At 59.7% G+C, this 21,217-nt stretch carries 20 protein-coding genes and 1 pseudogene; 1 reads left to right on the forward strand and 20 read right to left on the reverse strand.

The genetic code is table 11. The annotated features are described in order from the left end of the window. Positions 1-554: 554 nt before the first annotated feature. From EJ072_RS06620 to EJ072_RS06715, 20 genes and pseudogenes are all read right to left on the reverse strand, one after another. A pseudogene (locus tag EJ072_RS06620) lies at positions 555-1,740 on the reverse strand (FAD-binding oxidoreductase). A gap of 811 nt (positions 1,741-2,551) precedes the next feature. Next, positions 2,552-3,238: a universal stress protein gene (locus EJ072_RS06625; RefSeq protein ID WP_245467236.1), complete on the reverse strand. Its 687-nt coding sequence runs from the start codon at positions 3,236-3,238 to the stop codon at positions 2,552-2,554. Positions 3,239-3,535: 297 nt separating this feature from the next. Further along, positions 3,536-4,318, reverse strand: a complete 783-nt coding sequence (locus EJ072_RS06630; protein ID WP_126079028.1) for a response regulator transcription factor — start codon at positions 4,316-4,318, stop codon at positions 3,536-3,538. A 24-nt stretch (positions 4,319-4,342) separates the two neighbouring features. After that, positions 4,343-4,822, reverse strand: coding sequence for a NifX-associated nitrogen fixation protein (locus EJ072_RS06635; protein ID WP_126079029.1), 480 nt, complete (start codon positions 4,820-4,822; stop codon positions 4,343-4,345). A 17-nt stretch (positions 4,823-4,839) separates the two neighbouring features. After that, the gene (gene nifX, locus EJ072_RS06640; RefSeq protein WP_126083525.1) at positions 4,840-5,337 is read right to left on the reverse strand and encodes a nitrogen fixation protein NifX; all 498 of its coding nucleotides are present in this window, start codon (positions 5,335-5,337) and stop codon (positions 4,840-4,842) included. Beyond that, positions 5,303-6,685: a nitrogenase iron-molybdenum cofactor biosynthesis protein NifN gene (nifN, locus tag EJ072_RS06645; RefSeq protein ID WP_126079030.1), complete on the reverse strand. Its 1,383-nt coding sequence runs from the start codon at positions 6,683-6,685 to the stop codon at positions 5,303-5,305. The genes nifX and nifN overlap by 35 nt, the downstream gene beginning before the upstream one ends. A gap of 10 nt (positions 6,686-6,695) precedes the next feature. Next, positions 6,696-8,186 carry a nitrogenase iron-molybdenum cofactor biosynthesis protein NifE gene (nifE, locus tag EJ072_RS06650; protein ID WP_126079031.1) on the reverse strand — a complete coding sequence of 497 codons (1,491 nt, stop codon included), beginning with the start codon at positions 8,184-8,186 and terminating at the stop codon, positions 6,696-6,698. Between the two features lie 62 nt (positions 8,187-8,248). Continuing rightward, positions 8,249-9,790, reverse strand: a complete 1,542-nt coding sequence (gene nifK, locus EJ072_RS06655) for a nitrogenase molybdenum-iron protein subunit beta (protein WP_126083526.1) — start codon at positions 9,788-9,790, stop codon at positions 8,249-8,251. A gap of 126 nt (positions 9,791-9,916) precedes the next feature. Further along, positions 9,917-11,422 (reverse strand): nitrogenase molybdenum-iron protein alpha chain, encoded by a 1,506-nt coding sequence (nifD, locus tag EJ072_RS06660; RefSeq protein ID WP_126079032.1) that lies wholly within the window; start codon positions 11,420-11,422, stop codon positions 9,917-9,919. A 104-nt stretch (positions 11,423-11,526) separates the two neighbouring features. Then, positions 11,527-12,387, reverse strand: a complete 861-nt coding sequence (gene nifH, locus EJ072_RS06665; RefSeq protein ID WP_126079033.1) for a nitrogenase iron protein — start codon at positions 12,385-12,387, stop codon at positions 11,527-11,529. Between the two features lie 544 nt (positions 12,388-12,931). After that, entirely contained in the window at positions 12,932-13,753 is an 822-nt protein-coding gene (locus EJ072_RS06670) for a phage portal protein (protein WP_245467237.1), read from the reverse strand. Positions 13,754-14,740: 987 nt separating this feature from the next. Beyond that, entirely contained in the window at positions 14,741-15,067 is a 327-nt protein-coding gene (locus EJ072_RS06675) for a hypothetical protein (protein ID WP_126079034.1), read from the reverse strand. A 4-nt stretch (positions 15,068-15,071) separates the two neighbouring features. Beyond that, positions 15,072-15,317 carry a hypothetical protein gene (locus EJ072_RS06680; protein WP_126079035.1) on the reverse strand — a complete coding sequence of 82 codons (246 nt, stop codon included), beginning with the start codon at positions 15,315-15,317 and terminating at the stop codon, positions 15,072-15,074. Further along, a complete protein-coding gene (locus tag EJ072_RS06685; RefSeq protein ID WP_126079036.1) occupies positions 15,314-15,793 on the reverse strand; it encodes a hypothetical protein in 480 nt (159 codons plus the stop codon). Before EJ072_RS06685 ends, EJ072_RS06680 begins: the two co-directional genes overlap by 4 nt. A gap of 321 nt (positions 15,794-16,114) precedes the next feature. Further along, positions 16,115-16,660 (reverse strand): hypothetical protein, encoded by a 546-nt coding sequence (locus EJ072_RS06690; protein WP_245467239.1) that lies wholly within the window; start codon positions 16,658-16,660, stop codon positions 16,115-16,117. Further along, a complete protein-coding gene (locus tag EJ072_RS06695) occupies positions 16,651-16,887 on the reverse strand; it encodes a hypothetical protein (protein WP_126079038.1) in 237 nt (78 codons plus the stop codon). The genes EJ072_RS06690 and EJ072_RS06695 overlap by 10 nt, the downstream gene beginning before the upstream one ends. Positions 16,888-16,894: 7 nt before the next feature. Beyond that, the gene (locus tag EJ072_RS06700) at positions 16,895-17,434 is read right to left on the reverse strand and encodes a nuclear transport factor 2 family protein (RefSeq protein ID WP_126079039.1); all 540 of its coding nucleotides are present in this window, start codon (positions 17,432-17,434) and stop codon (positions 16,895-16,897) included. 210 nt (positions 17,435-17,644) lie between these two features. Further along, positions 17,645-17,890: a ferredoxin gene (locus EJ072_RS06705; protein WP_126079040.1), complete on the reverse strand. Its 246-nt coding sequence runs from the start codon at positions 17,888-17,890 to the stop codon at positions 17,645-17,647. Between the two features lie 42 nt (positions 17,891-17,932). After that, positions 17,933-19,150: a cytochrome P450 gene (locus tag EJ072_RS06710; RefSeq protein ID WP_126079041.1), complete on the reverse strand. Its 1,218-nt coding sequence runs from the start codon at positions 19,148-19,150 to the stop codon at positions 17,933-17,935. A gap of 17 nt (positions 19,151-19,167) precedes the next feature. Then, on the reverse strand, positions 19,168-19,620 hold the full coding sequence (locus EJ072_RS06715) for a hypothetical protein (RefSeq protein ID WP_126079042.1): 453 nt from the start codon (positions 19,618-19,620) through the stop codon (positions 19,168-19,170). 1,025 nt (positions 19,621-20,645) lie between these two features. Between EJ072_RS06715 and EJ072_RS06720 the strand changes: the two genes are divergently transcribed. Then, on the forward strand, positions 20,646-21,182 hold the full coding sequence (locus tag EJ072_RS06720; protein WP_126079043.1) for a peroxiredoxin: 537 nt from the start codon (positions 20,646-20,648) through the stop codon (positions 21,180-21,182). Positions 21,183-21,217: the final 35 nt, after the last annotated feature.

The following is a 21,217-nucleotide window of genomic DNA, read 5'->3' on the forward strand; positions in this document are numbered from 1 at the left end:
GAATTTTGTCCCCGCTTTCGTTTCGTCGTGTATGAGGGCCCATGGATCCGGGCCAAGTGATGCGATCGACCCTCCTGTCCACGACTCGTGGGCGTGGACACAATCGACATATCTCCGCCCGCTTCGATGATCGCGTCTCGGTCAGCGAAATGCTCTCGAGTCTTGTTCCTTGTTTCAATCGGCAAAGTCGCCCGCCTCCACAATGCTACGCCGACCTTCGACCGACTTGGGGATCGGCGAGGGCCTGGTCTCGAATGCGGCGACATTGAGCCTGGCATAGGAGGGCATCCGCTGATGTTTTTCGGAAGATCCCCCGCATCAAACGTGCCAGAAGGAAACTTTCATGGAAGCAACGGTTAGGGGGTTTGTGATTCTGTCGGGTATCCGACAATGAGGGGGAAACCTTGCGCCGATGGCCAATTTGCCGCGTCGCCGTCCTTACGTCGCCACGTTCGAGATTCAGCACCGGCCGCTCGGCGCTTTTACGCAAGCATGGTGCGTTCCCATTTCGCAGCATAATGCTGCAGGGCAGAGGGGGTGCTGTCCCGCCAGTGTTAGATCACATTCAATTCCCTGAACGCCCGCCCTCCGCGACGCGCTCATATCCGAACGCCGTGCAATCGATCGTGCGATAGCCGCCATGCACGATGAGCTCCGCCAGCGCCTTGCCGACCGCCGGCGCCTGCTGCAGGCCGTGGCCGGAAAAGCCATTGGCGAAGAGGAAGTTGTCGACCTCCGGATGCGGCCCGACCACCGCGTTCTGGTCGAGCGTGTTGTAGTCGTAATGGCCGGCCCACGCGCGCGTCGGCTTAATGGCTTCGAAGGCGGGAATGCGGGTCGCCAGCGCCGGCCAGATCATCTCTTCGAACAGCGGCCAGTCGGGCTCGAAATCGTTAGGGTCGGCGGGGCCGTCGCCCTTTTCAGGTTCGGCGCCGCCGGTAATGTAGACTGAGCCTTCCGGTCTGACGTAGATGCCGGTCGGATCGACCAGCATCGGCATGTCTTCATATTTCTCGCGCGCCTCGAAGAGAAAGACATTGCGCTTGCGCGGTTCCACTGGCAGCGCCAGTCCGGCCATTGCTGAAACTTTGCCGGCATTCGGCCCAGCGGCGTTGACGACTATACCCGCGTCGAGCCGCTCGCCATTGTCGAGGCTTACTCCGGTAACACTGTCGCCTTGCCGTTCGAGGCCGGTCACATCGGCCGTGATGAAATCGATCTTCTTCTCCCGCAGGGCCCTGCGAAACAGCATCAGCATAGCATGCGCGTCGAACCAGCCCTCGCCGCTGCGGCCATAGGCGCCGGCAGTGATGCCCTCGGCCGACAGCCATGGAAAGCGGCGGACGAGCGCCTCCGCATCCGCAAGGACGATGTCGGCGCCCGCGGCCATCTGGGTTTGGTGGTTGGCCTTGAGAATCGGCAATCCGTCGTCGCCGGCAAGGATCAAATAGCCGCCTTCGCGAAAGCCGATATCGGCGTCGGCGCCAAAAGTTTCCCTCAGCCGCCGGAACAGTTTCAGCGTGAACTGCGACAGGCGGATGTTTTCGAGAATCGAAAACTGCTGGCGGATCGAAGCGCAGGACAAGTCGTTGCCGCATGGGCAAATTGCGGGTCGCGCTCGACCAGCGCGATCGAGCCGGAAAACCCTTCCTCGCGCAGATAGTAAGCGATCGAGGAGCCGACGATGGCTCCGCCGATGATGACGATGTCATGTCGTAGAGCATTTTTTCGCTTCTCCAGTTCTAGAGCATGATCCGGAAAGCCGGTTTTCGGAAAAGTTCGTGCTCCATTCAAACAACCGGCAGGATGATCTCGAAGTGGGTAGCGCGCTCAGCCAGGCGGATCATGTCATCATGCGCTCTCAGGAGGGCCAGCACGATGCCGAGGCAGGCATGCCGGTGCCGCCGAAATCGCGTCGTGTAGGGAAGATGGCTCGGAAAATGCCGGTCCGGTTGCTGGCGAAATGCCCCGCCCCCCTCGCTCTCTCAATGGCCTGCCGTCCCCATCGCCGCTGTGATTGAAACCAGCGTGGCGCCATGCCTCGCGGAATTGTCGATGAGATTGGCGAGCACGATCGCCGCGTTCTTGGCCGACAGGCTGGTCTCTCCGGCTGGCCTCGGAAGTGCCGGCCGTCCTGGACCGGCAGCGGTGCCAGCCCGGCACCAATCGACGTGCTTTCGCCACTGGCGCGAGATTTTCGGCGCGCCAGGTCGAGCAGGCGGCGCACAGCACATTAAGCCGCCCCGCGTCGGTGACGATATTGTTCGAAAACGGCCGCCAGCTGGCCTCATCCATTGCGCTGCCTGGGTGCCAGCGTATCGACCTGCCAATCCAGGAACAGTCCCCTTGCGCAATCTCTTCGAGTATCTTCCACAGCAAGGCTCAATTGGGTGTGCCAGCGCCGAGACCAACGCAAAAGAACGCCACTTATCTTGCTCCTCTAGGGAGTGTTTTCAACTCAGCGGGATGGTCGCAGCGATCCGCATTGGGCATTGCGAATGTCACAGGCACAGCGAAGCCCCGAACAGCATCGGCACGGCTTCGGAAACCGTCATCGAGCCAAAAACAGCGGCAATGTCGGCTTATCAAAGATCCATCTGGTCACACCGCCAAAGAGCCGCTCACGCAGCCCACGGCTGCCATAGGCGCCCATGACTATCATGTCGGCAGAAATGTCGGTTGCGTGCTGTGCAAGCACCGTGGCCGCCGATTTGCCGGCGCTTGGCAGTAGGTCAACCGACACCCGAGCACCGTGCCGAGTGAGATAGCCAGCGATGTCGGCTCCGGGCTCCGCCCCGTTCCCGTTGTAGTTGGCCTTCGGATCGACCAGGGCGACACGAACTTCCTCAGCAACGCATAGCAGCCCCAGCGCTTCGCGAACCGCACGGGACGCCTCGACTCGCGAATCCCAACCGACCAGGACGCGCCGTGGCCACAGCGTCGCCTTGGCCCCGTTCGGCACAACGAGCATCGGCTTTCCCGTGTCGAACAAACAGCCGTTGACCACAGGAGGTCCGAGATTCTCGTCGTTGAGGAGCCCCGGTCCGGTGATCGTGAGGTCGGCGCAGATCGCCCGCTGTCGTACCACTTCACCGAGGCTCGCCGGGTCGTAATAGTCGGTGTCAACGTCGTAGGCGAGCGACATAGATTCCAGCAGTTTCTTGATATCTCTGGAGCGATTTTCCAGCCTGACCGCGTCCTGTGCAAATCGATCGATTTGCCGCAACCGTTTGTTCAATATGGCAATTGCCCGTCCACGTCCTACCGGCCACTCGAGGACACCCTCTCCGATCCGATGCCACATAAGGAGCGTCGGAGCGGGTATAACGAGTACGGAAAGGTGAGCGCCGATTTCCGCACACAAGCCGGCAGCAGTTCTGACGTCCTGATCGGAATGGTCAGCGCCGGTCAGACAGAGTACGGTTCTGTAGGCCATTTTCCTTCTTCTTCCTGAGTATTCGTTGAGGGCGTTTCAGGCCGCAAGACCGGCTCACAGCGTGAGGAAAAGGGAGTGGCACCACACCGGACACTTGATTCAGCCGTCCAGCTTCTCGAGCGAGTAGCCGGACGACCTCACGGTACGGATGACGATATCGGTCGAGGCCGTCTCCAGCGCCCTTCTGAGCCGACTGATGTGGACATCGACTGTGCGTTCACCGACATGGATATTGGCCGGCCAGGCCGCGCCGATCATCTCGTCCCGGCTGAAGACCTTGCCGGGAGTCTCGAGCAAATGCCGCAGCAAGTTGAACTCGATCGGTCCGAGATGAATGTCATGGCCATTGCCGCAAACCCGGCGGGCATCGAGATTCATCGTAACGTTGCCAAAAGAGAGCCAGCTGCCGTTTTCAACCTCGTTTGAACCCGGCTTCGCCAACCCCAGCTTCGACCGCAAACAGTCGAGCAACTTGGCCGGGGCCATTGGTCGCACAAAGCTCTCGTCAATGCCGGCTTTCAACAGATCGAGGTGCTGGTTCTCGGCACCGGGCGCGATCAAGGCAATAACGGGCAGGCCGACGGTCCGGGGCTCCCGTTTGAGCCGGGCGCAGATTGCGGACCCGGTAAGGCTCGTTGGACCGCAGTCCAGCACGACCGCCTGGACCTCCCGTTCGTCGGCCTTTGCAAGTGCCTCCTTGGCGCCGCCGGCCGGCTCACTGACGAAGCCGTCCACCTCCAGTATGTGGCTGAGGAACAGGTAGAACTCTGCATCTAGCGAACAGATCAGGACGCGTGGCTTCATCAGCGCTACCCCGAGAACCAAATTGGCCTCGAACGCCTCGGCTTCGGCTGGCCGTCGCGGCTCCTCAAGGCCTGACATGATCCTCTTGCTCGAAAATCTGCTTCATGCCCGTGCCACCTCGGGATAGGCGTCGATGGCTGCGATCGCATCGTCGACCAGTTTCGTACCGGCCGCGGCGAGTTTGCAGAACGTCTCGAAGCCGAACCGATGGACGTCGCGCAGCGTCTTGGACAGAACGACCAGCCGCCCGGCGGTGAAAAGCACGCGCCCGAAGCCCTCATGGCTCATTTCGATCATCGGCGATGCCATCAGGCTGGAGCGCTCCTCGATCGCAAGGGCGACGGCAGTGTAAAACTTGTCGAGTCTCCACAGCACGTCCGGATCGGGATCGCCAATGATTGGAATCGCACGGCGCTGTTCCTTGCTGACTATGAAGTCGGCCAGCAGCTCGGCGTCCACTTTACCGTCCCAGGATCCGTGGGAATCCTGAGCACGGATCAGTCGCACGAGGCATTTGACGAACGGGCTGGCAAGGGCCGCCTCGTCGTCGTTGACAGCAGGGCTGATCGCGACTTCAAACATTTTGCTCTTTCCTCGTTTCAGTCCTCGTCCTCGAAGGAGGGTTTCTTTTCGGCGACACCAGCGTCGGCCAGCACCTTGCGCAGCCAGGGCGGAGGACATGTCCTCAGCATCATCTGCGTGCGCAACAGCACTTCTTGGATCGTTTGTGGCTGCGGCACCTTGATCGGATGGATTTTGGCAGAAACAACCTTGGCTGCCGAAGGCCCGCCGATGGCCAGACAAAACAGCAGATGGCAGCCCTTCAGCGCCTCCACCTTCGGCGTGATGCGGTCATCGCCCTCGGTCCGACGCTTCCCGCTCTCATCGGAAACGTCATCGAAGGCCACGGCTTCCACGAGATGCCACTCCTCGCGCGTCACGTCGTAGACAGCAAAGCGCCTGGCCGACCCGAAATGGGCATTGAGATCCTTCATGTCATGCGTGGCGATTGCTACGCGCAATGCACCTGCTCGTCGTTCAGGCATCGGTACGCGAATCTCGTCAGTGACGAGTGAGAGGCGACGGACGGAGCTCATCTGGCATTTCTCGTTTCCGGAATGGATCAAGCGCCTCAGGCGTCGGCGCGTGCTGATTGGCCTGGAAGATGTTGGCAACCTCGAAGATCAGGTCGCGGGTCCCCTCATAGAGGATTGTGAGCTTGTGCTGGCTGCCGAGCCGGTCGAAGATCGGGAAGCCGACGCGCATGAGCGGAATGCCAAGGCGTTGCGAAGCCTGGCGACCGTGGGAGTGAGTAACGAGAAGATCCGCGCCCTCGGCAAGAGCTTCCAAATCGCCGAGATCGCCGATCTGAACCCACTCCGCCGGTACCTTTTCCAGAATCTTCGACATATCGGTCGTCGTGACCGCCGCAGCGATTTTGGAGCCCATGCCAGCGAAGAAGGTTGCGAGCTGATAGAGTTGGTCTGGTTCGGCAGCGATCGCAATTTTCTTGCCTCCGAAATGAAAATGTCCGTCGAGCAAAGCATCCTGCAATTGCGCCCGGCGACGGCGCACCCGGGTCGGCACCGCCGCGCCCGAAACCGCCGACAGCACCGAGACGAACCGGTCGACAGCCTTCAATCCGGTCAGCGACTGCAACACCACGTAAGGCACGCCGGTCAACCCGTGCAGCATTTTCGCCGGGTGGCGCATGTGCTCGCCGATGACGATGCATTGCGCGGCTGTGCCAAGCTCGCGGATTTCTTCAACGCTGGTGCCGCCATAGGTAGTCGTTACCCAGCGGTCAGGGACCGTACCGTCGAGCGAGCCGGAGACGACCGGCAGGATGATCGGCTTGAGGCCAAAACTTTCAACCATGTCACGCAAATGCTCGACGTCAGCGACAGTGAGGTTGCATCCGGGCAGGATTGCGATCTTCTTCGGTTGCCTGGTCCGTGCGCCCGACCGTGTAATCCCTTCGATCATCGCCGCGACAGCCTTGGCCCAGCCTTCTTCGATCGCGCCGTCAAAATCAGGCGTGTTGGCCAGCACGACCTCCGTCCCCGCGAGCTCTTCCACGTGCTTCAGCTTGACGTTGGCGATATCACTCGCGCAATCTTCGCCACGGGTCTCGACCAGCGCGGTCGTGCAAACTCCTATCAGCTTTGGCTTAGTGCGAATTTTGAGGTTGAGGATCGCCTCGTCCAGATGGTCCGCTCCGCCGAGTATGGTTGCCACCTCGTCCATCGCCGTTGTCTGCAAGGGGATCGCTTCCTTGAAATGCCGCACGAAGAGCACGAGCGCGAAGCTGGTGCAGCCTTGGCTGCCGTGGAACAGGGGCATCGCACCGTCGACTCCAAGAAAAGCGAAGGCGGCACCCAGCGGCTGTGACGACTTCAGCGGGTTGACCGCCGCTGATTTGGTATTGCGAAGGATGCGGGCCATCGGATCTTCCTCAACGCTCGCCTGAGCGCTGAGCCGTCGCGCCGGCGAATTCATCGAGAGCGTTCACAGTCCCAGTTCCGTTCTTCGTGCTCGCCAGATCGTCCTTCACGGCAGGCTGGCAATCCCACGGCGCCGGCTCCCGCACCTGGCCCCAGATCGGGTTGTGAATGGCGAGGTCGATCTGCCGTACAAGTTCCACCATGCCGTCATAGCCGGCATAAGGATGTTGTCGCTCCTGGTTGATATCGAGCCAGGGTGTCTTGGCCTTCAGGGCGATGAATTGCGTGCGCCCGCCCGACAACATGATGTCGGCCTTGCCTTCTGAGAGCATGGCGTAAAGATCGCGCGCCGCCATCTGCTCGAATACGTGGTTTTCGTCCTTGAGGATGCGTTTGATCCGTTCCTTGTCTTCGACGGTGGATTTCTTGACCGAGGTGCCGACGATCTCCATGCCGATCTCCATCAGGGCGTGGACGACTGACCAGGACTTCACACCTCCTGTGTTGAGCAGCACGCGCTTGCCTTGCAGCCGCCGGCGGTAGGCCTTGAGCTTCTTCCACGCAATCGCCTCCTGCTCAGCAATCAGCGTGTCTGTGCGATCGATAATCTCCGCATCGGCGCCCCTCCTCACCAGCAGCTCAGCAAGGTTGCGAAGTGCTTCCGACGTATCGGTTATGCCGTAGAAGGAGCCCTCGAAGAACGGGATGTCCCAGCGCTCCTCCATCTTGCGGGCCAGATTGATGAGTGCGCTCGAGCACACCATCATAGCCGCCCGGGCGCGGTGAGCGGATGCAACGTCGATGTAACGCGCATCGCCCGGAATGCAGGCGCGCACTCGGATGCCGAGCCGATCAAGCAGCGGCTTCACCAGCCAAAATTCGCCGGAGAGGTTGAATTCGCCGAGGATGTTTATGTCGTAGGGCCCGTCGTCGTCTGGTTCCACCGTGCCGATGACATGATCGAGCAGCGCTTCGGCGGCGAGTTTGTTGCCGAGGTTCTTGGAGCCGGCCAAGCCAGGCGCATTGATCGGCACCACGGCCAAGCCGAATTTTTCGGCCGCGCGTTTGCACACGGCATCAATGTCTTCGCCGATCAGCGCCGTCACGCAAGTCGAATAGACGAAGACTGCCGGCGGCGCATATGTTTCCTTGATCTGGCGGATCGCTTTGAACAGCTTCCGCTCGCCCTGCCCCATCACGACGTCGAGTTCGGTAAGGTCGGTCGTGAAGCTTGTCCGCCACAGGGTTGGCCCAGACGAAGCTGCGCCTCTGTTGTCCCAGGAATTGCCCTCACAGGCGAGGGGTGCATGGACCAGGTGCGCAACGTCGGTGATCGGCTGCAGGACGATCTTGGCGCCGTCAAAGGCGCAGCCGCCGGCGGCCGCCCCGGGGGTCAGCGGCTTCGAGCAGCCCTCCTTGCGCGCCTTGGCATCCTTGCCGCGGTTTTTATCGCAGGCGGGCTCGTCGAAAACATCCTGGATCTTGGCACTGAGCGAGGTCATTGCGTCAGTCTCCGAAGTCCAATTGGGCGATGGGCGGCCACGGCAAAAGCCGGCACCGGCTCTTAGCGGGTGAGGTCATAGGAATAATCCGTCACGCCAGTCTCGCTCGACTCGCGATCGAGCTTGTCGAATATCTTGTCGAGGATCGTCGTCAGCACGCGTAAACCGCCCTGGTAGCCCATCAGCGCAAAGCGATGGTGATGGTGTCGGTCGAAGATTGGAAACGTCAGCCGGATCAACGGCGTGCCGGTATCGCGCTCCAGATACTTGCCATAGGAATTGCCTATCAGCAGGTCGACCGGCTCTGTAAAGAGCAGCGAGCGCATTGCCCAGAGATCTTTGCCCGCCCAGACCTGGGCATCCTGGCCGAAGGACGAGGAGGCGAGCAGCTCCTTGATCTCGGCTTGCCAGGCACTGGTGCCGTTGGTCGCGAGGCAGTGGGTCGGCTCGCCACCAGTTTCCATGACAAAGCGGGCCATGGCGTAGACGAAGTCCGGATCGCCGTAGATTGCGTATTTCTTGCCGTGCAGCCATGATTGGCTGTCCGCCATGGCGTCAACCAGTCGGCCGCGCTCCATCCGGATTGTCTCGGGGATCTCCTTGCCGGAAATGGCTGAGACCTTCATCAGGAACTCGTCGGTCGCCTGGACACCTAGCGGATAGTGGAAGGATGCCGTCGCTTGCCCGACCTCATTGCAATATTCCAGCGTCTTGCGGGTGTTGTAGTGCTGCAGCGACAGTGTCGCCTCCGCATTGAGTGCCCCTTTCACGTCTTCGATCTTTGTGCCTCCGTCATACATGCGGTATTCGCCGTCCGACGGCGTGTCGAACTGGTCTGAGGCGTCCTGAATGAAGGTATAGGTGACAGCCATCAGGTCGAGGAGGCGCTTGAGTTCCCGGTTGTTGCCGACGCAGAATCCGTCGAATCCTGGAATGATGTTGATGGCCCCAGCGGCTTGCGCGCGCTCGCTGCCCTTCCAGAAATGCTCCAGCACGCCCTTCACCATGCCGTCATAGCCATCGACATGGCTGCCGACGAAGGCAGGCGTATGAGCGAAAGGCACGTCGAAGTCGCTCGGGACCGAGCCTTCGTTCTTGGCGTTCTCGATGAAGCTACGCAGGTCGTCGCCGATGACTTCGGCCATGCAGGTGGTCGAGACGGCGATCATCTTGGGGTCGTAGAGCTTGTAGGTATTGGCGAGCCCGTCGACCATGTTCTTCAGGCCGCCAAACACTGCCGCGTCCTCGGTCATCGAGGAGGAAACCGCTGACGAAGGCTCCTTGAAATGTCGCGACAGATGCGAGCGGTAGTAGGCAACGCAGCCCTGGCTACCGTGGACGAAAGACATGGTCCGCTCGAAGCCCGCGGCCGCGAACACCGCGCCGAGCGGCTGGCAGGCCTTGGCGGGGTTTATGACAAGCGCCTCGCGAGCGAGGTTCTTTTCGCGGTATTCCCAAGTCTTGGTGAATTCGCGTTGGTCGGTGACGATCTGATCAGGGTGCGGACACTCGAAATTCAGTTTCTTCTCGGCAAGCATTTGTCTGTATTCAGGCTCGCGGAACAGGGGAGCATGGTCGAGAACTTTTTCGGCCGATTGCGGCATGGTGGTCACCTTTTCCATCTGGCCGCGCCAAGCGGCAGCACAGGGACATCAAGACGTTAAAGGGCCTCCCGCGGATCGAGTGCCCCGAGCATTTATCGGCCTCCCTGCCTGGCGGGAGGCCAGTCCTCATTCGGCGGCGACTGCCCTCAGCGGCTCGTCCTTCATCTTCTTCCACGGCGCGCGGTAGAGACCCCAGACAGGGTTGTTGATGGCCAGATCCATGTCGCGGGCGAAAATGGCGAAGCCGTCATAGCCGTGATACGGGCCGGAATAGTCCCAGGAGTGCATCTGGCGGAACGGGATGCCCATCTTCTGCACCGGGTACTTCTCCTTGATACCGGAGCCAACGAGATCAGGGCGGATGCCTTCGATGAACTTCTCCAGTTCAAAACTCGTGACGTCGTCATAGACGAGCGTGCCATTCTTCACGTAATGGCCGGTGCGCTGATAGTCGTCGTTGTGGGCGAACTCGTAGCCGGTGCCAACGATCACCATACCGAGGTCCTCGTAGGCAGTGATGACGTGACGGGGGCGCAGGCCGCCGACATAGAGCATCACCGTGCAGCCTTCGAGGCGCGGTCGGTACTTGGCGATGACGGCATCGACCAAGGGCCGGTACTTGGCGATGACCTTTTCGGTGTTCTCCTCGATTTCCGGGCCGAAATGCTTGGCGATGTTGCGCAGGGAGGCCTCGATCTGGGAGGGGCCGAAGAAATTGTATTCCATCCAGGCGATGCCGTACTTTTCCTCCATGTGCCGGCAAATGTAGTTCATCGACCGGTAGCAGTGGATCAGGTTGAGCTTGGCCTTGGGCGCGCGTTCTATCTCGGCGAGCGTGGCGTCGCCCGACCAGTTGCCGACCACACGAAGCCCAATCTCCTCGAGCAGGATTCGCGAAGCCCAGGCATCGCCGCCAATGTTGTAGTCGCCGACGACGTTGACGTCGTATGGGCCGGACTCGAACTCGACATCCTCCTTGTCGAACACCCAATCGCGGATCGCATCATTTGCAATGTGGTGGCCGAGCGATTGTGAAACGCCGCGGAAACCTTCGCAGCGCACCGGTACAATCGTCTTTTCGTGCTCCTTGGCTTTCTTGCGCGACACTGCCTCGATATCGTCCCCGATCAGGCCGATCGGGCATTCGGACTGCACCGAGATGCCTCCACTGAGCGGAAACAGGTCCTCGATCTCGTCGATGATCTTTTCCAGCTTCTTGTCGCCGCCGAAAACGATGTCCTTCTCCTGGAAGTCGGAGGTGAACTGCATTGTCACGAACGTGTCGATGCCCGTCGTGCCGACGTAATAGTTGCGGCGTTGCGACCAGGAATATTGCCCACAGCCGACCGGCCCGTGCGAGATGTGGACCATATCCTTGACCGGACCCCACACCACGCCCTTGGAGCCGGCATAGGCGCAGCCGCGGATTGTCATCACGCCCGGAATGGATTTGATGTTCGATTTGACGTCGCATTCGGAAGGGCCCTTGTCCTCCCCTCCGGCCTCGTCCTTGCTCGTTGCGACACTGAGGTGCTTCTTGCGGCGCTTGGCCGCCTTGTCTGGATATTGGGACAGCACGTCCTCGATAAGCTTCGCATGCAAAGCGCCGTCATTCTCATAGTCGAGGCCCATGGGACCTGCCCCTTTCAAGGTTCGGGTAACGCCTCGCCAACGAGGCCTTGTTTCGTAGAAAGGGGCGCCAGGTCACGGTCGGCGCCCCCTGTCGGTAGCGGCGGTTACTGAGCGACGGCCAATTTCGCTTCCTTGGCTTGAAGCTCGGCAAGCATTTGCTCGTCTGTCTTCATGATGCCGAAGTCGAGCAGCATGTCCTCGAGCTCCTCCATAGTGATTGGGGTCGGGATGGTGCCCTGGCCCGAATTGACATGGATCTTCTCGGCCAATGCGCGGTACTCCCCTGCCTGTTTCCTCAGTTCGGCGTGCTGGACGATGTTGTCGCGCGGCACGAAGTGGATGAGCTTGGAATTGAGCCTTGCGGCCAGCGCCTCGGAGAGGTCGAGCTCGCGGTCGGTCTGGCGCTCGTTGCAGATCAGCCCGCCAAGCCGCACGCCGCCCGAATGGGCGTATTTCAGGATACCCTTGGCGATGTTGTTGGCGGCATAGAGCGCCATCATCTCGCCGGACATGACGATGTAGATTTCCTGGGCCTTGTTTTCGCGAATCGGCATCGCGAAGCCGCCGCACACCACGTCGCCCAGCACGTCGTAGGAGACGTAGTCGACATTGTCATAGGCGCCGTTCTCCTCGAGGAAGTTGATCGAGGTGATGACGCCGCGGCCGGCGCAGCCGACACCCGGCTCGGGGCCGCCGGACTCCACGCACTTGATGTCTTTGTAGCCGATCTTGAGCACGTCCTGGAGTTCAAGGTCTTCCACAGAACCTTCCTGGGCGGCGAGATGCAGAACCGTATCCTGCGCCTTTGCGTTCAGGATCAGGCGGGTGGAATCGGCTTTCGGGTCGCAGCCGACGATGAGGATTCTCTGTCCGAGGTCGACCAGGGCAGCGAGCGTATTTTGAGAGGTGGTGGATTTGCCGATGCCTCCCTTTCCGTAGAATGCGATCTGACGCAGACCTGACATGTTGCTTTCCTTCCTTCTTTCCATCCATAGCGGCTACCCGCGACTTGAAGTCCGGTCGGCAGATCCCGGCGCCTCGCACCGATCGTCTCAAAACTCGTGCCAATTTGGCCAGTTGGATCGAAGAAGAAATTTTATGTTTGCTTTTCAGCTATTTAACATTTGGGAAAAATATTAAACTGGCTAAATAAACTTGTGTGGCGAACCCGACATAGGCGACAGGAGATGTCGGATTGCGTTACTTGCGACCGCTATTGATCGTTAGGGGAAGACGGCAACCACCCCATCGCCGAGCGACCAGGCGGGCCTTTTCTTAGGCGACGCACCAGTTGTAAAGTCCAGCGCTGTTGTGTCGGCCAAGCCCCAACCGAACTTTTGGTAAGATTTTTGGCCAATAGGCCGGCATGTCTTAATCTGTCATACCGGCTGACGGCGTGAAATACCTCTCCTTCAGACAATTTGCCGACGTCAAAGACACAGAGAATGTTTTGGGTCGGATCCACGCATTCATCCGGTATCCGCCACATAAAGTCGGGTCTCATGGGGGCTAAAGAGGGTTCCTTGGCGGAACGTGGAAGGTCGAGCAGACCACTTCGGCCGTCCATTTCAGTTGCTCGATCAGCTGCGAATCGGTGGCGTTCATCGCGATCGGCTCGAATTTCAAATCGTCGCCAAGCACGGCAATTTTGCCGGCGTTCTCGCCGCTGTAGTTGGTATCGAACGCGGCCTTGAGACGATCGGCGGTTTCCTGGCTGATCGACCCGGGTGCGGTCAGAACGCCGCCGGGCCGGCTCCTGTTGCCAAAAAACTGCGTCGAGCTGTCGAGGATGTTCAAACCTTGCGTTGCCGCCACGCCGGCGGCGTAGATCGGCGACAGCCCGACCAGCGGATGAAACAGGCAGTTGAAGCGGTCGTGGATGATCTCGCTGGCGGGGACCATGATGTCCTCTTTGATCCCGCTGACATTGTCGGTGCGCAGCTGGTAGAACACTGAGCCGTCATCGGCGACCAGCGACGTCACGCGATCCGGCGCCAGCACGATCTGCGAGCGAACCACCCTGCTGCCGTCGCGGATTTTCAGGACGTAGACGTTGCCGCGCATCAGCTTGGAGAGAAAGTAATTCTCCCAGTACTGGATGCGGTTCTGGAAGCCGTTCGGCTTTTTCAGCACAGGCGAAAACGCGGGGCTCTTGGTCTCCGTCCAGATGCCGTTGGCGTCTTGCTCGACCAGCTTGACGCGGAGCTTGGAATATCCGAGGCGATCAGCGTCATGCAGGCGAAGACGGCGTGATTGGCCAGCACGCTGTTGAACTCCACGACGGTGTTGGTCTGCCAAGCACCCGTGAAACTTTCCAGTATCCTGTACCACCCCCGCGATTCTCAGACACCGGAACGGGCGGCGCGGCCTTGGTGCGCGAAATGTTGAAGCCGAGTATGTTCATCAGGTGTTTGCCCTAGATGCCGCGCGGTACTTCGCTGACCGCCATGCCCGCGTGAGCGAAATATGCAGGGTCAGTGTCGGGCGAAGCCGCGCTATCGTGATACAGTTGTATGGTCGGGCTAAGAGCATCGGCCGGGACCGGTATCCCAACCAGCATCAAGGAATGCCAACCATCCCGCGCATCAACAGCCGCTCTTGAGGTCAGGTAAGGTCACCTCCCAGCACGCTGCTGTAGGAAAAGAAATGCGACCCCGGTCGATGCGACGGCGGCCGGCAGGTCCTGCCGAACCCACAAGGTGACGGAGTTGCCCCGCGCCTTGTTTCGCTCTGTGCCGGCCATAGCCTGCCGCAAACGGGGCTGGGAGCCAACGCCGGTGATCCTGACTGAGTATGGGTCACCAGCGTCGACGATGGTGAGTTCCTTGGCTGCCGATATGGTGCCCACCGATGCCCAATTATCGGGGAGCGCGCCCGAAAATGCGGCAAAATCTGCGTTTAGACACGATGCTTTCGGCGACAGTGGCAGTCCATGGCACATCGACTGCTACAGTTGTGGGAAGCCTGGCGTTCCAAGCGGCCTGAATAAGCGCGACTTCGAAGTTTTGCCCAGTGCTGTTGAGGTGCGTGGCGTCTGCGTAGTAATCTGCCGGCTTCCCTATCGCGACCATCTCCGCGTAGAGCTCGATCAATTCGAGGCCGTTCCCATCTGTCTTTTATCCAGTGCCAAGCGTCGTTAACGACCTCCATGGAGTTGTCGTCGCGATTCGGCTGCTGGCAAATGGCAATGTGGGGGATCGTCGGAAACGCGCGGCGAACATCTTCGAGCGGCGAGACGATTTCGCTAGGGACAAGGATCGCTGCCGGCCGTCCTATTGTTGATCCCAACGTTCCAGATCACCAGGTCGGGGTCGGTATCTACGATGGCAAGCTGAAATTTACCCCAAAAAGAAACATGGCGCGCGCGCCAGAAACGGAGGCATTCCAAACATGGATCGTATGAGCGCCGGATCCGGTCGACAGTGTGACGGGTGAGGCATAGGCTACAGCAACATCGTCCCACAGATGATAGACAATCGAATGTGTCGGCGCGATCGCACCAGAAAAGAAGAGATAAACCCACTCAGACGTTTCGTTACTGGTGCTATCCCCAATAACCAAAATATTGACGTCGCGGTTGTCGGCCGCAACGAGATTGGCGATGGCGCTGAACGAGGACTGCGCCCCTCCCTCGCTCCCCACCAATGCGTCAAGCGCTCCCGCAGCTGCGCCACTGAAGACGTGAGGTGCGAAAGGACGCTGCCGCCGAAATGCTGTTCAGCTCGGCCAGCATCTGCGCGACGGATTTTCGCTTATAGGCGGTTGCGTCACCCAGGCACGTCGCCAGATATTGAGGCAACGATGTCGTCAGCGGATTGTAGTCGAAGCCACGATCTTCAAGGCCGGCGATGATGTCGGCCAGCAGTGAAGCCTCGGACTGTGTCAGATAGCTCATTCGATCATCTTCCACAGGGTTCCATCGACCAGTTCCCGTTCCGAAAACTGGCAGCAGGCCAGCGAATTGAGCCAGGGCTGGCGGTCGGGATAGTAAGGTTCTTCGATTCGGCTGAGGCCGCAGCGGCCGACCAGCGCAGCGGCGCTGTCCTGGTGCACGAACACCGGGCAGCCCATGATGACCGCCTCGACCGCGGCGTTCGAGCCTTGCGTGACCAGGCAGTGCGCGCCCTTGAGATCCTCATGCAGTTTGCGGCCGAAGCGCTGCATTTCCTTGTTGCGGATCAGCAGCGGCCGGTCGGTCAGCTTGTTCAGCCTCGCCACCGTCTGCCGCGTCCAGCCTTCGATGCCGTGAAAGTGCTCATAGGTCTCGGACGGCTCGGCTACGACAATGTGGCGGCCGGTCCTTGCCCATGGCCAGACTTCGGTTTTCAGCGCCTTCCAGCGGTCGCCGGGAACATCCCGGATGGACTGCATCTGGAACGAGCCGACATGCCAGCGATAGTAGCCGCCATTGTCGCCGGTCGGCAGATCGGTGGCGAAGACGCGTCGGGCATAGCCGCGATCCCAGTATCCATCGGCGCCCCGTCCTGCGCCATTTGTCGATGAACCGCTTGAGCTCGGGCGTGCATCCGACGATCGGAATGATCGCGTCAGGCAAGCGATCGAGCGCCGCGAATTCCGCCCTGACGATTTGCCCGCCGGCGGCTTTGATCCTGTCGCCTATGCGATTGAACAGATCGAGCTTGAACTTTTTCAGGTGGCCCGGAATGAACAGGCAGACCTTCCCCGGATCGATCATTCTTTGCTGGAGACGATCAGAAATGGACCCCTGACGCCCGCGCTAAAGTTTTCTGCCGCCTGAAGCGCCAAAATAACTCTCTCTTTGGGGTTTACTTTCGGCGTGGCGAACATCGCGCCAAGGGCTATTTGTGCGCCGCAACCGCAAGCCGCGATTCCATCCATATTTTCTCCTACCTGATAGTCGCTACTAATTACAAAAAGACGTCCCTCGTAAGCTACCAGAAAATCCCCACCCTTTTCTGCTTCGTTTACACGCACAGCATATCCGCCGTTTTTTAGGCAGGCTCTGACTTCATTTACAAAGTCAGTTACCATGAATGCATATACATCCTGATCTGTCCGGCGAACTGGCGGAGTGAAAGAGTGGGCGAGTAGTTGTCCCATCCGAAATGATGTTGTAAAGCCGATTACAAACGGGCCATTTCGGAACACCTTGGAGTCAGACCTTACTATAAGGTCAAGCCGCGAAACTCCGGCACTGTCGCCGCCAATCAATACTTCCTTGCCGGAAACCAAGCCTACAATGCAGGTCAATTCCAATACTCCGTCACCCAAGATTCATCGACTGCCGGCGGCTTCGGAACGCCGTGAAAATAGACAATTCGTGCGCTGCCCAAGCCCTTGCCGCGAACATGCGCCTTGTAGGAGACGACATCGCCGGGCCACAGCACATCGATGTGCTCGCGATAATCGCGTAGCGTTCCGGGACCGCTCCCGCGATGCGGCTCTCCAGTTGGGACGTTGGAAAGCATTGGGGTGGCAAGCATCGCATTTTCATTTTGATGACGAGCTGCGGCGCTTCCTGAGCGCGTAAACCGGGTCATTGGGATGCGCTGCTCCGATAGGTTGCCGCAAGCCGAACCGCTCTTCCTCGGGGACCGCTGGTGGGGTCTGCTCTTCGAACCAATCGTAAACCACGGTCCGTTCGGCAATGCGCCACGCCCCTTCCCTCTTCTGAAGCTGATCGCAGTAACGGCCGCAGAGGAGCACCTGGCGTGCTTCTCCGTCGTTGTCTGGTCCGCGTTGCAGCGCGGTGAAATAGCTCTCGACCACGGCCTCCGCCGGATCGATGAATTCAATCAATACGTTCGTGATCTGGTGGATTAAGCGCGGTCCGGTCTTGAAGACACCAAGCGCAAACTCAATGAAGCCCTCGGCTGAGCCACAATAGGCGCCGTGATTGTCATGCGCATCGGGCCAATACGCACTGCGCAGCGCAGCCTCATCCGCGCGGTCTATACCGCGGCAGTACCGATAAAGGCAGTCGCGGATCGCCTCGCGGTCGAGTAATTCGGTGATTTTTTCCTGGCCCATCGCTCTGTCGCAAATTCTGAGATTGGAAGGCGTTTCGCGCCTCTAGGTGCGTGCAAGGACGAACCCATCGGCAATTGAAGAAGCCAGAACGGAGGCGAACTTCACGTGTCGTGTGCGTGTCATGGAGGTCTCGATGCGGGAGAGGAGGTAGGCAGGGAAGCGGCCGGACGCCTTGCTTTGCGGTGTGGGGCTACGTCTCGTCGATTCCACCTAATCTTCCCCAGCTCTTGGTTGAATGGCGGCTGGTTCGAACCGCGCGGCCGATGTGCGATCGACTTCCAGCGCACGTTCGGGGCAGGATCGCGCGCCTTGTGACGCACGCAGTTGCTCCCCCTCCGCAACCTCAATGTCACCCGGCAGGATGTAGCCCTCGTCATCAAGCTTGAAGATCTCGGGCGCTTGCGCCGAGCATCGCGCGTGACCCTGGCATTTGGCATTGTGGGCGATAATGCGCATAGCGCTGCCTCCATTGTCTTGGCATGGCTCGGGACAGCATGGTCATGACCAGTCCAGGATCAGATTTTCGATCCCGAACACATGGCCGCCAGAGGTGATGGGCGCTGTACCCTCCTTGATCTGGAAGGTCGGTATGCGCGCCAGCCACTCCTCCAGGCCAATGACAATCTCGCGCCGGGCAAGGTGTGAGCCAAGGCAACGGTGGGGACCATAGCCAAAGGCGGCGTGGCGGTTGTGCTCTCGCGCCAGATCGACCGTGTTGGGGGAGTCGAATTCCTCCGGGTCGCGATTTGCAATCATCGTGGCGCAGGACACATAGTCCCCCTTTCGGATCGGCGCGCCTTCGAAGTCGATATTTTTCGTAGCCACGCGGATCAACTGAATGGGCGGATAGGCCCGCAGCAATTCTTCGGTTGCGAGCAGGATGCGGTCCGGTTCGCTGCGCAGCAGTTCCTGATCCTTGAGGTTGCGCGCTAGATAAGCCAGGTCAAAGCCTATAGCTGCTGCGACGGTGTCAAGTCCCGCGACGAAGACAAGCACGCCGATGCCACGGATCTCCTCGTCGGTTAGCCGGCGGCCCTCGACCTGTGCCTGCACGATGAAGGTCATGAGATCGTCGACCGGATCCTTGCGGCGATTGGTTGCAAGTTCGTCGATGAAAGCCACAATCTTGCGGGCAGCCACAGGTCGTTCCACATCGTTGCCGTGGAGCAGATCTTTCGCCCAGCCGACAAATGTATCGAGTCCCTGATCCGGCAACCCCAGAAAGCGAAGGAAGATGCTGACAGTGAACGGAAAGGCAAAATCCTTCATGACGTCGCAGCTCGTGCCCGATGCGGTGATCCCGTCGATCAGGGCTATCGCTCGCTCACGGATAGCCGGTTCCAGTGCCGTCACCCGCTTGGGCGAAAGCAGCGGACTGAGTAGCGAGCGAAAGACGCCATGGGCCGGTGGATCGAGCTCAAGCGGGATCGTCGGCCAGGTTTCGCCCAGTATAGAGGAGAAGATGCTGCGATGGCTGGAAAAAGTTTCAGCGTCCTGCAACACCTTACGCTGGTCTGCGGCGCGGGTGATGACCCAGGTGCCCCGGCCATCTTGCGTGTTGTAGGGGGAATAGAAGATTGGAGGCCCGTCATGGGCGCAAGCGACGGCTGCGTGTGGATCCCCGTTGGGCGTTGGTGGCATGCCTGGCGATGTGAACAGGCTGAAGTCTCTCACCATTTCGGGCGGGACATGATCCGGAACCGGGTTGATCGCCATTGGATTTCTCCTGCCGTCTAACCATTAACCAGGCCGCGCGGCATGGCATCTTGGCCATCCGGAAGCTTGTTGCCGTCTTGGCCAGACCGCTGCCTGCCCGCCAAAGAGCCTACGAGCGAAATCGTCGGAGAAGCAGCGTTTTCCAGCTTCGAATGGGGAGTCGGAAATGAAGCTCTTTCCCACAACGGGTTCAGGCCGGTCATCTCTTCCAGGACATCGGTAGCGCGGCACGCGAGAGGCGGTACCCGTCGACATCGCTTCGCCGATTTCCGCGAGCGCAGGCGATGAGGGCATGAGCAAACATGCTGGTCGAATCTCATCTGCTCCTCGATCGATGGCCTTTGGCCGGTGCCAGGCGAACTGCGGGTGTCCACGCCAGTCACGCCGGTCGGGCTTTCACAGGCGATGCCTTTGGACAGATCGGCTCGACGCGTACCCGACATGTTGTCTTCCTTGGTTGCATTGATCACGGTGTCACCCACAACATGAACGCTAGGCGGTACCTGCCGCCTCACGAGAGAGCTTCAAAAATCGTGCCAGCGGCGCGGAAGAGCCCTGCAGGAGATTTTCTATATACCGTTCAACAGTTTGAGTGACTTCGCAGCCGCAAGCGTGGCGGAGCACAGCCGTGTCGCGGACCTGACAGACCTGACAGCAAGGTCGCGGCAGCTTCAAAATGCTCCGCGAGTGCAAGGCGGTTTTCCCGTCACCTCGGGACAGTGCCCGCCTCACGCAAGCGCAGTTCAGGAAGATGCAAATGGCCAGCTTGCTAAAGGACGTGCTGGCTTTTTTGTACCCATTGCCGATTTCGAAGCTGTCTGCGAGCCTCGATAGGGCGAAGCGCGTAGGCCCGTCAGCCGGCTCAATCCTGAGAACGGAGGCCAATAGGGACCCTCGTCAAGTTAACCCGATCGACTCCTGTCCCTCGTTCCGAGTATGAGCCCCAGATTTTCGCTCCGAATACGAGCCACATATTCTCTGCGCCGGCGACCGGGCGACCCTCTGGTCCGACTTCCGACATTGTTGTCCAGCTTCGGACAAAAGAGGCTCGGGCCTTGATACGGCTAAAGAGGATCCCCTCTGCCCAGAGCTCACGATCAGGTGATTATGGGCGCGCTCTGTCTCGGCGAAGGCATGGTTTCTGGCCGCTCAAGGCAAAGAGTGTCGCTGCAAAAATCACTGTGAACCCCTGCCTAGAATCGAATGGCATAGCGCTTGCGTCATACGTGGCAGAACCCATCACAAGGTGGACAGGAGCAAGACCATTGCTGACATCGCGACGCCCCATACAAGTGCGTAGTGAAACAGTTCTCGTTGCCACAATTCGAGACCTCGTTTTCTTCAAACGCGCGTGCTCGCGAGCGGTGTTGCCACGGCTGATCCAAGGCCGGCACGCGAGCGCGGGGCGCTCGGCGGAATTTTCGGCCGAGATCGATGCCGTGTCAGTTTCAACCGAAAAAGCAGCGCATCAGTTTTTACTCCAGGAGCAACATTGATGACCGTCAAAAAAAAGGTTCCTTTCGTCACCTTTCTAACGCGTGTTCGCGATGATTCAGTCCAAGGGCCAAATCCATACCGTTGGGAAGAAAAGACATCCGACGACTACTTTGTCGGCAAGCGCGTCATACTGTTCTCGCTGCCAGGCGCCTTCACCCCGACCTGCTCGACCTATCAACTGCCCAACTTCGAAGAGCTCTACGACGAGTTCGAGAAGGAGGGAGTTGACGCGATCTACTGCATGTCCGTCAACGATGCCTTCGTCATGAATGCCTGGGGCAAGGCCCTGGGGCTGGAGAAAGTCCAGCTCATCCCAGACGGCTCGGGCGAGTTCACCCGCAAGATGGGCATGCTGGTTGCCAAGGACAATCTCGGCTTCGGCATGCGCTCCTGGCGCTACGCTGCCGTCATCAACAATGGCGTGGTGGAGCGGTGGTTCGAGGAGGACGGTTTCTGCGACAACTGCGAGACCGACCCCTATGGCACATCGTCGCCACAGAACGTCCTTGAAACGCTGAAAGCAGCAAATCCGTGACGGCCGCATGATCCAGAAGAGCCAACGTCTCGAAA

It is taken from the genome of Mesorhizobium sp. M2A.F.Ca.ET.046.03.2.1, assembly GCF_003952425.1.
Taxonomy (GTDB): domain Bacteria; phylum Pseudomonadota; class Alphaproteobacteria; order Rhizobiales; family Rhizobiaceae; genus Mesorhizobium.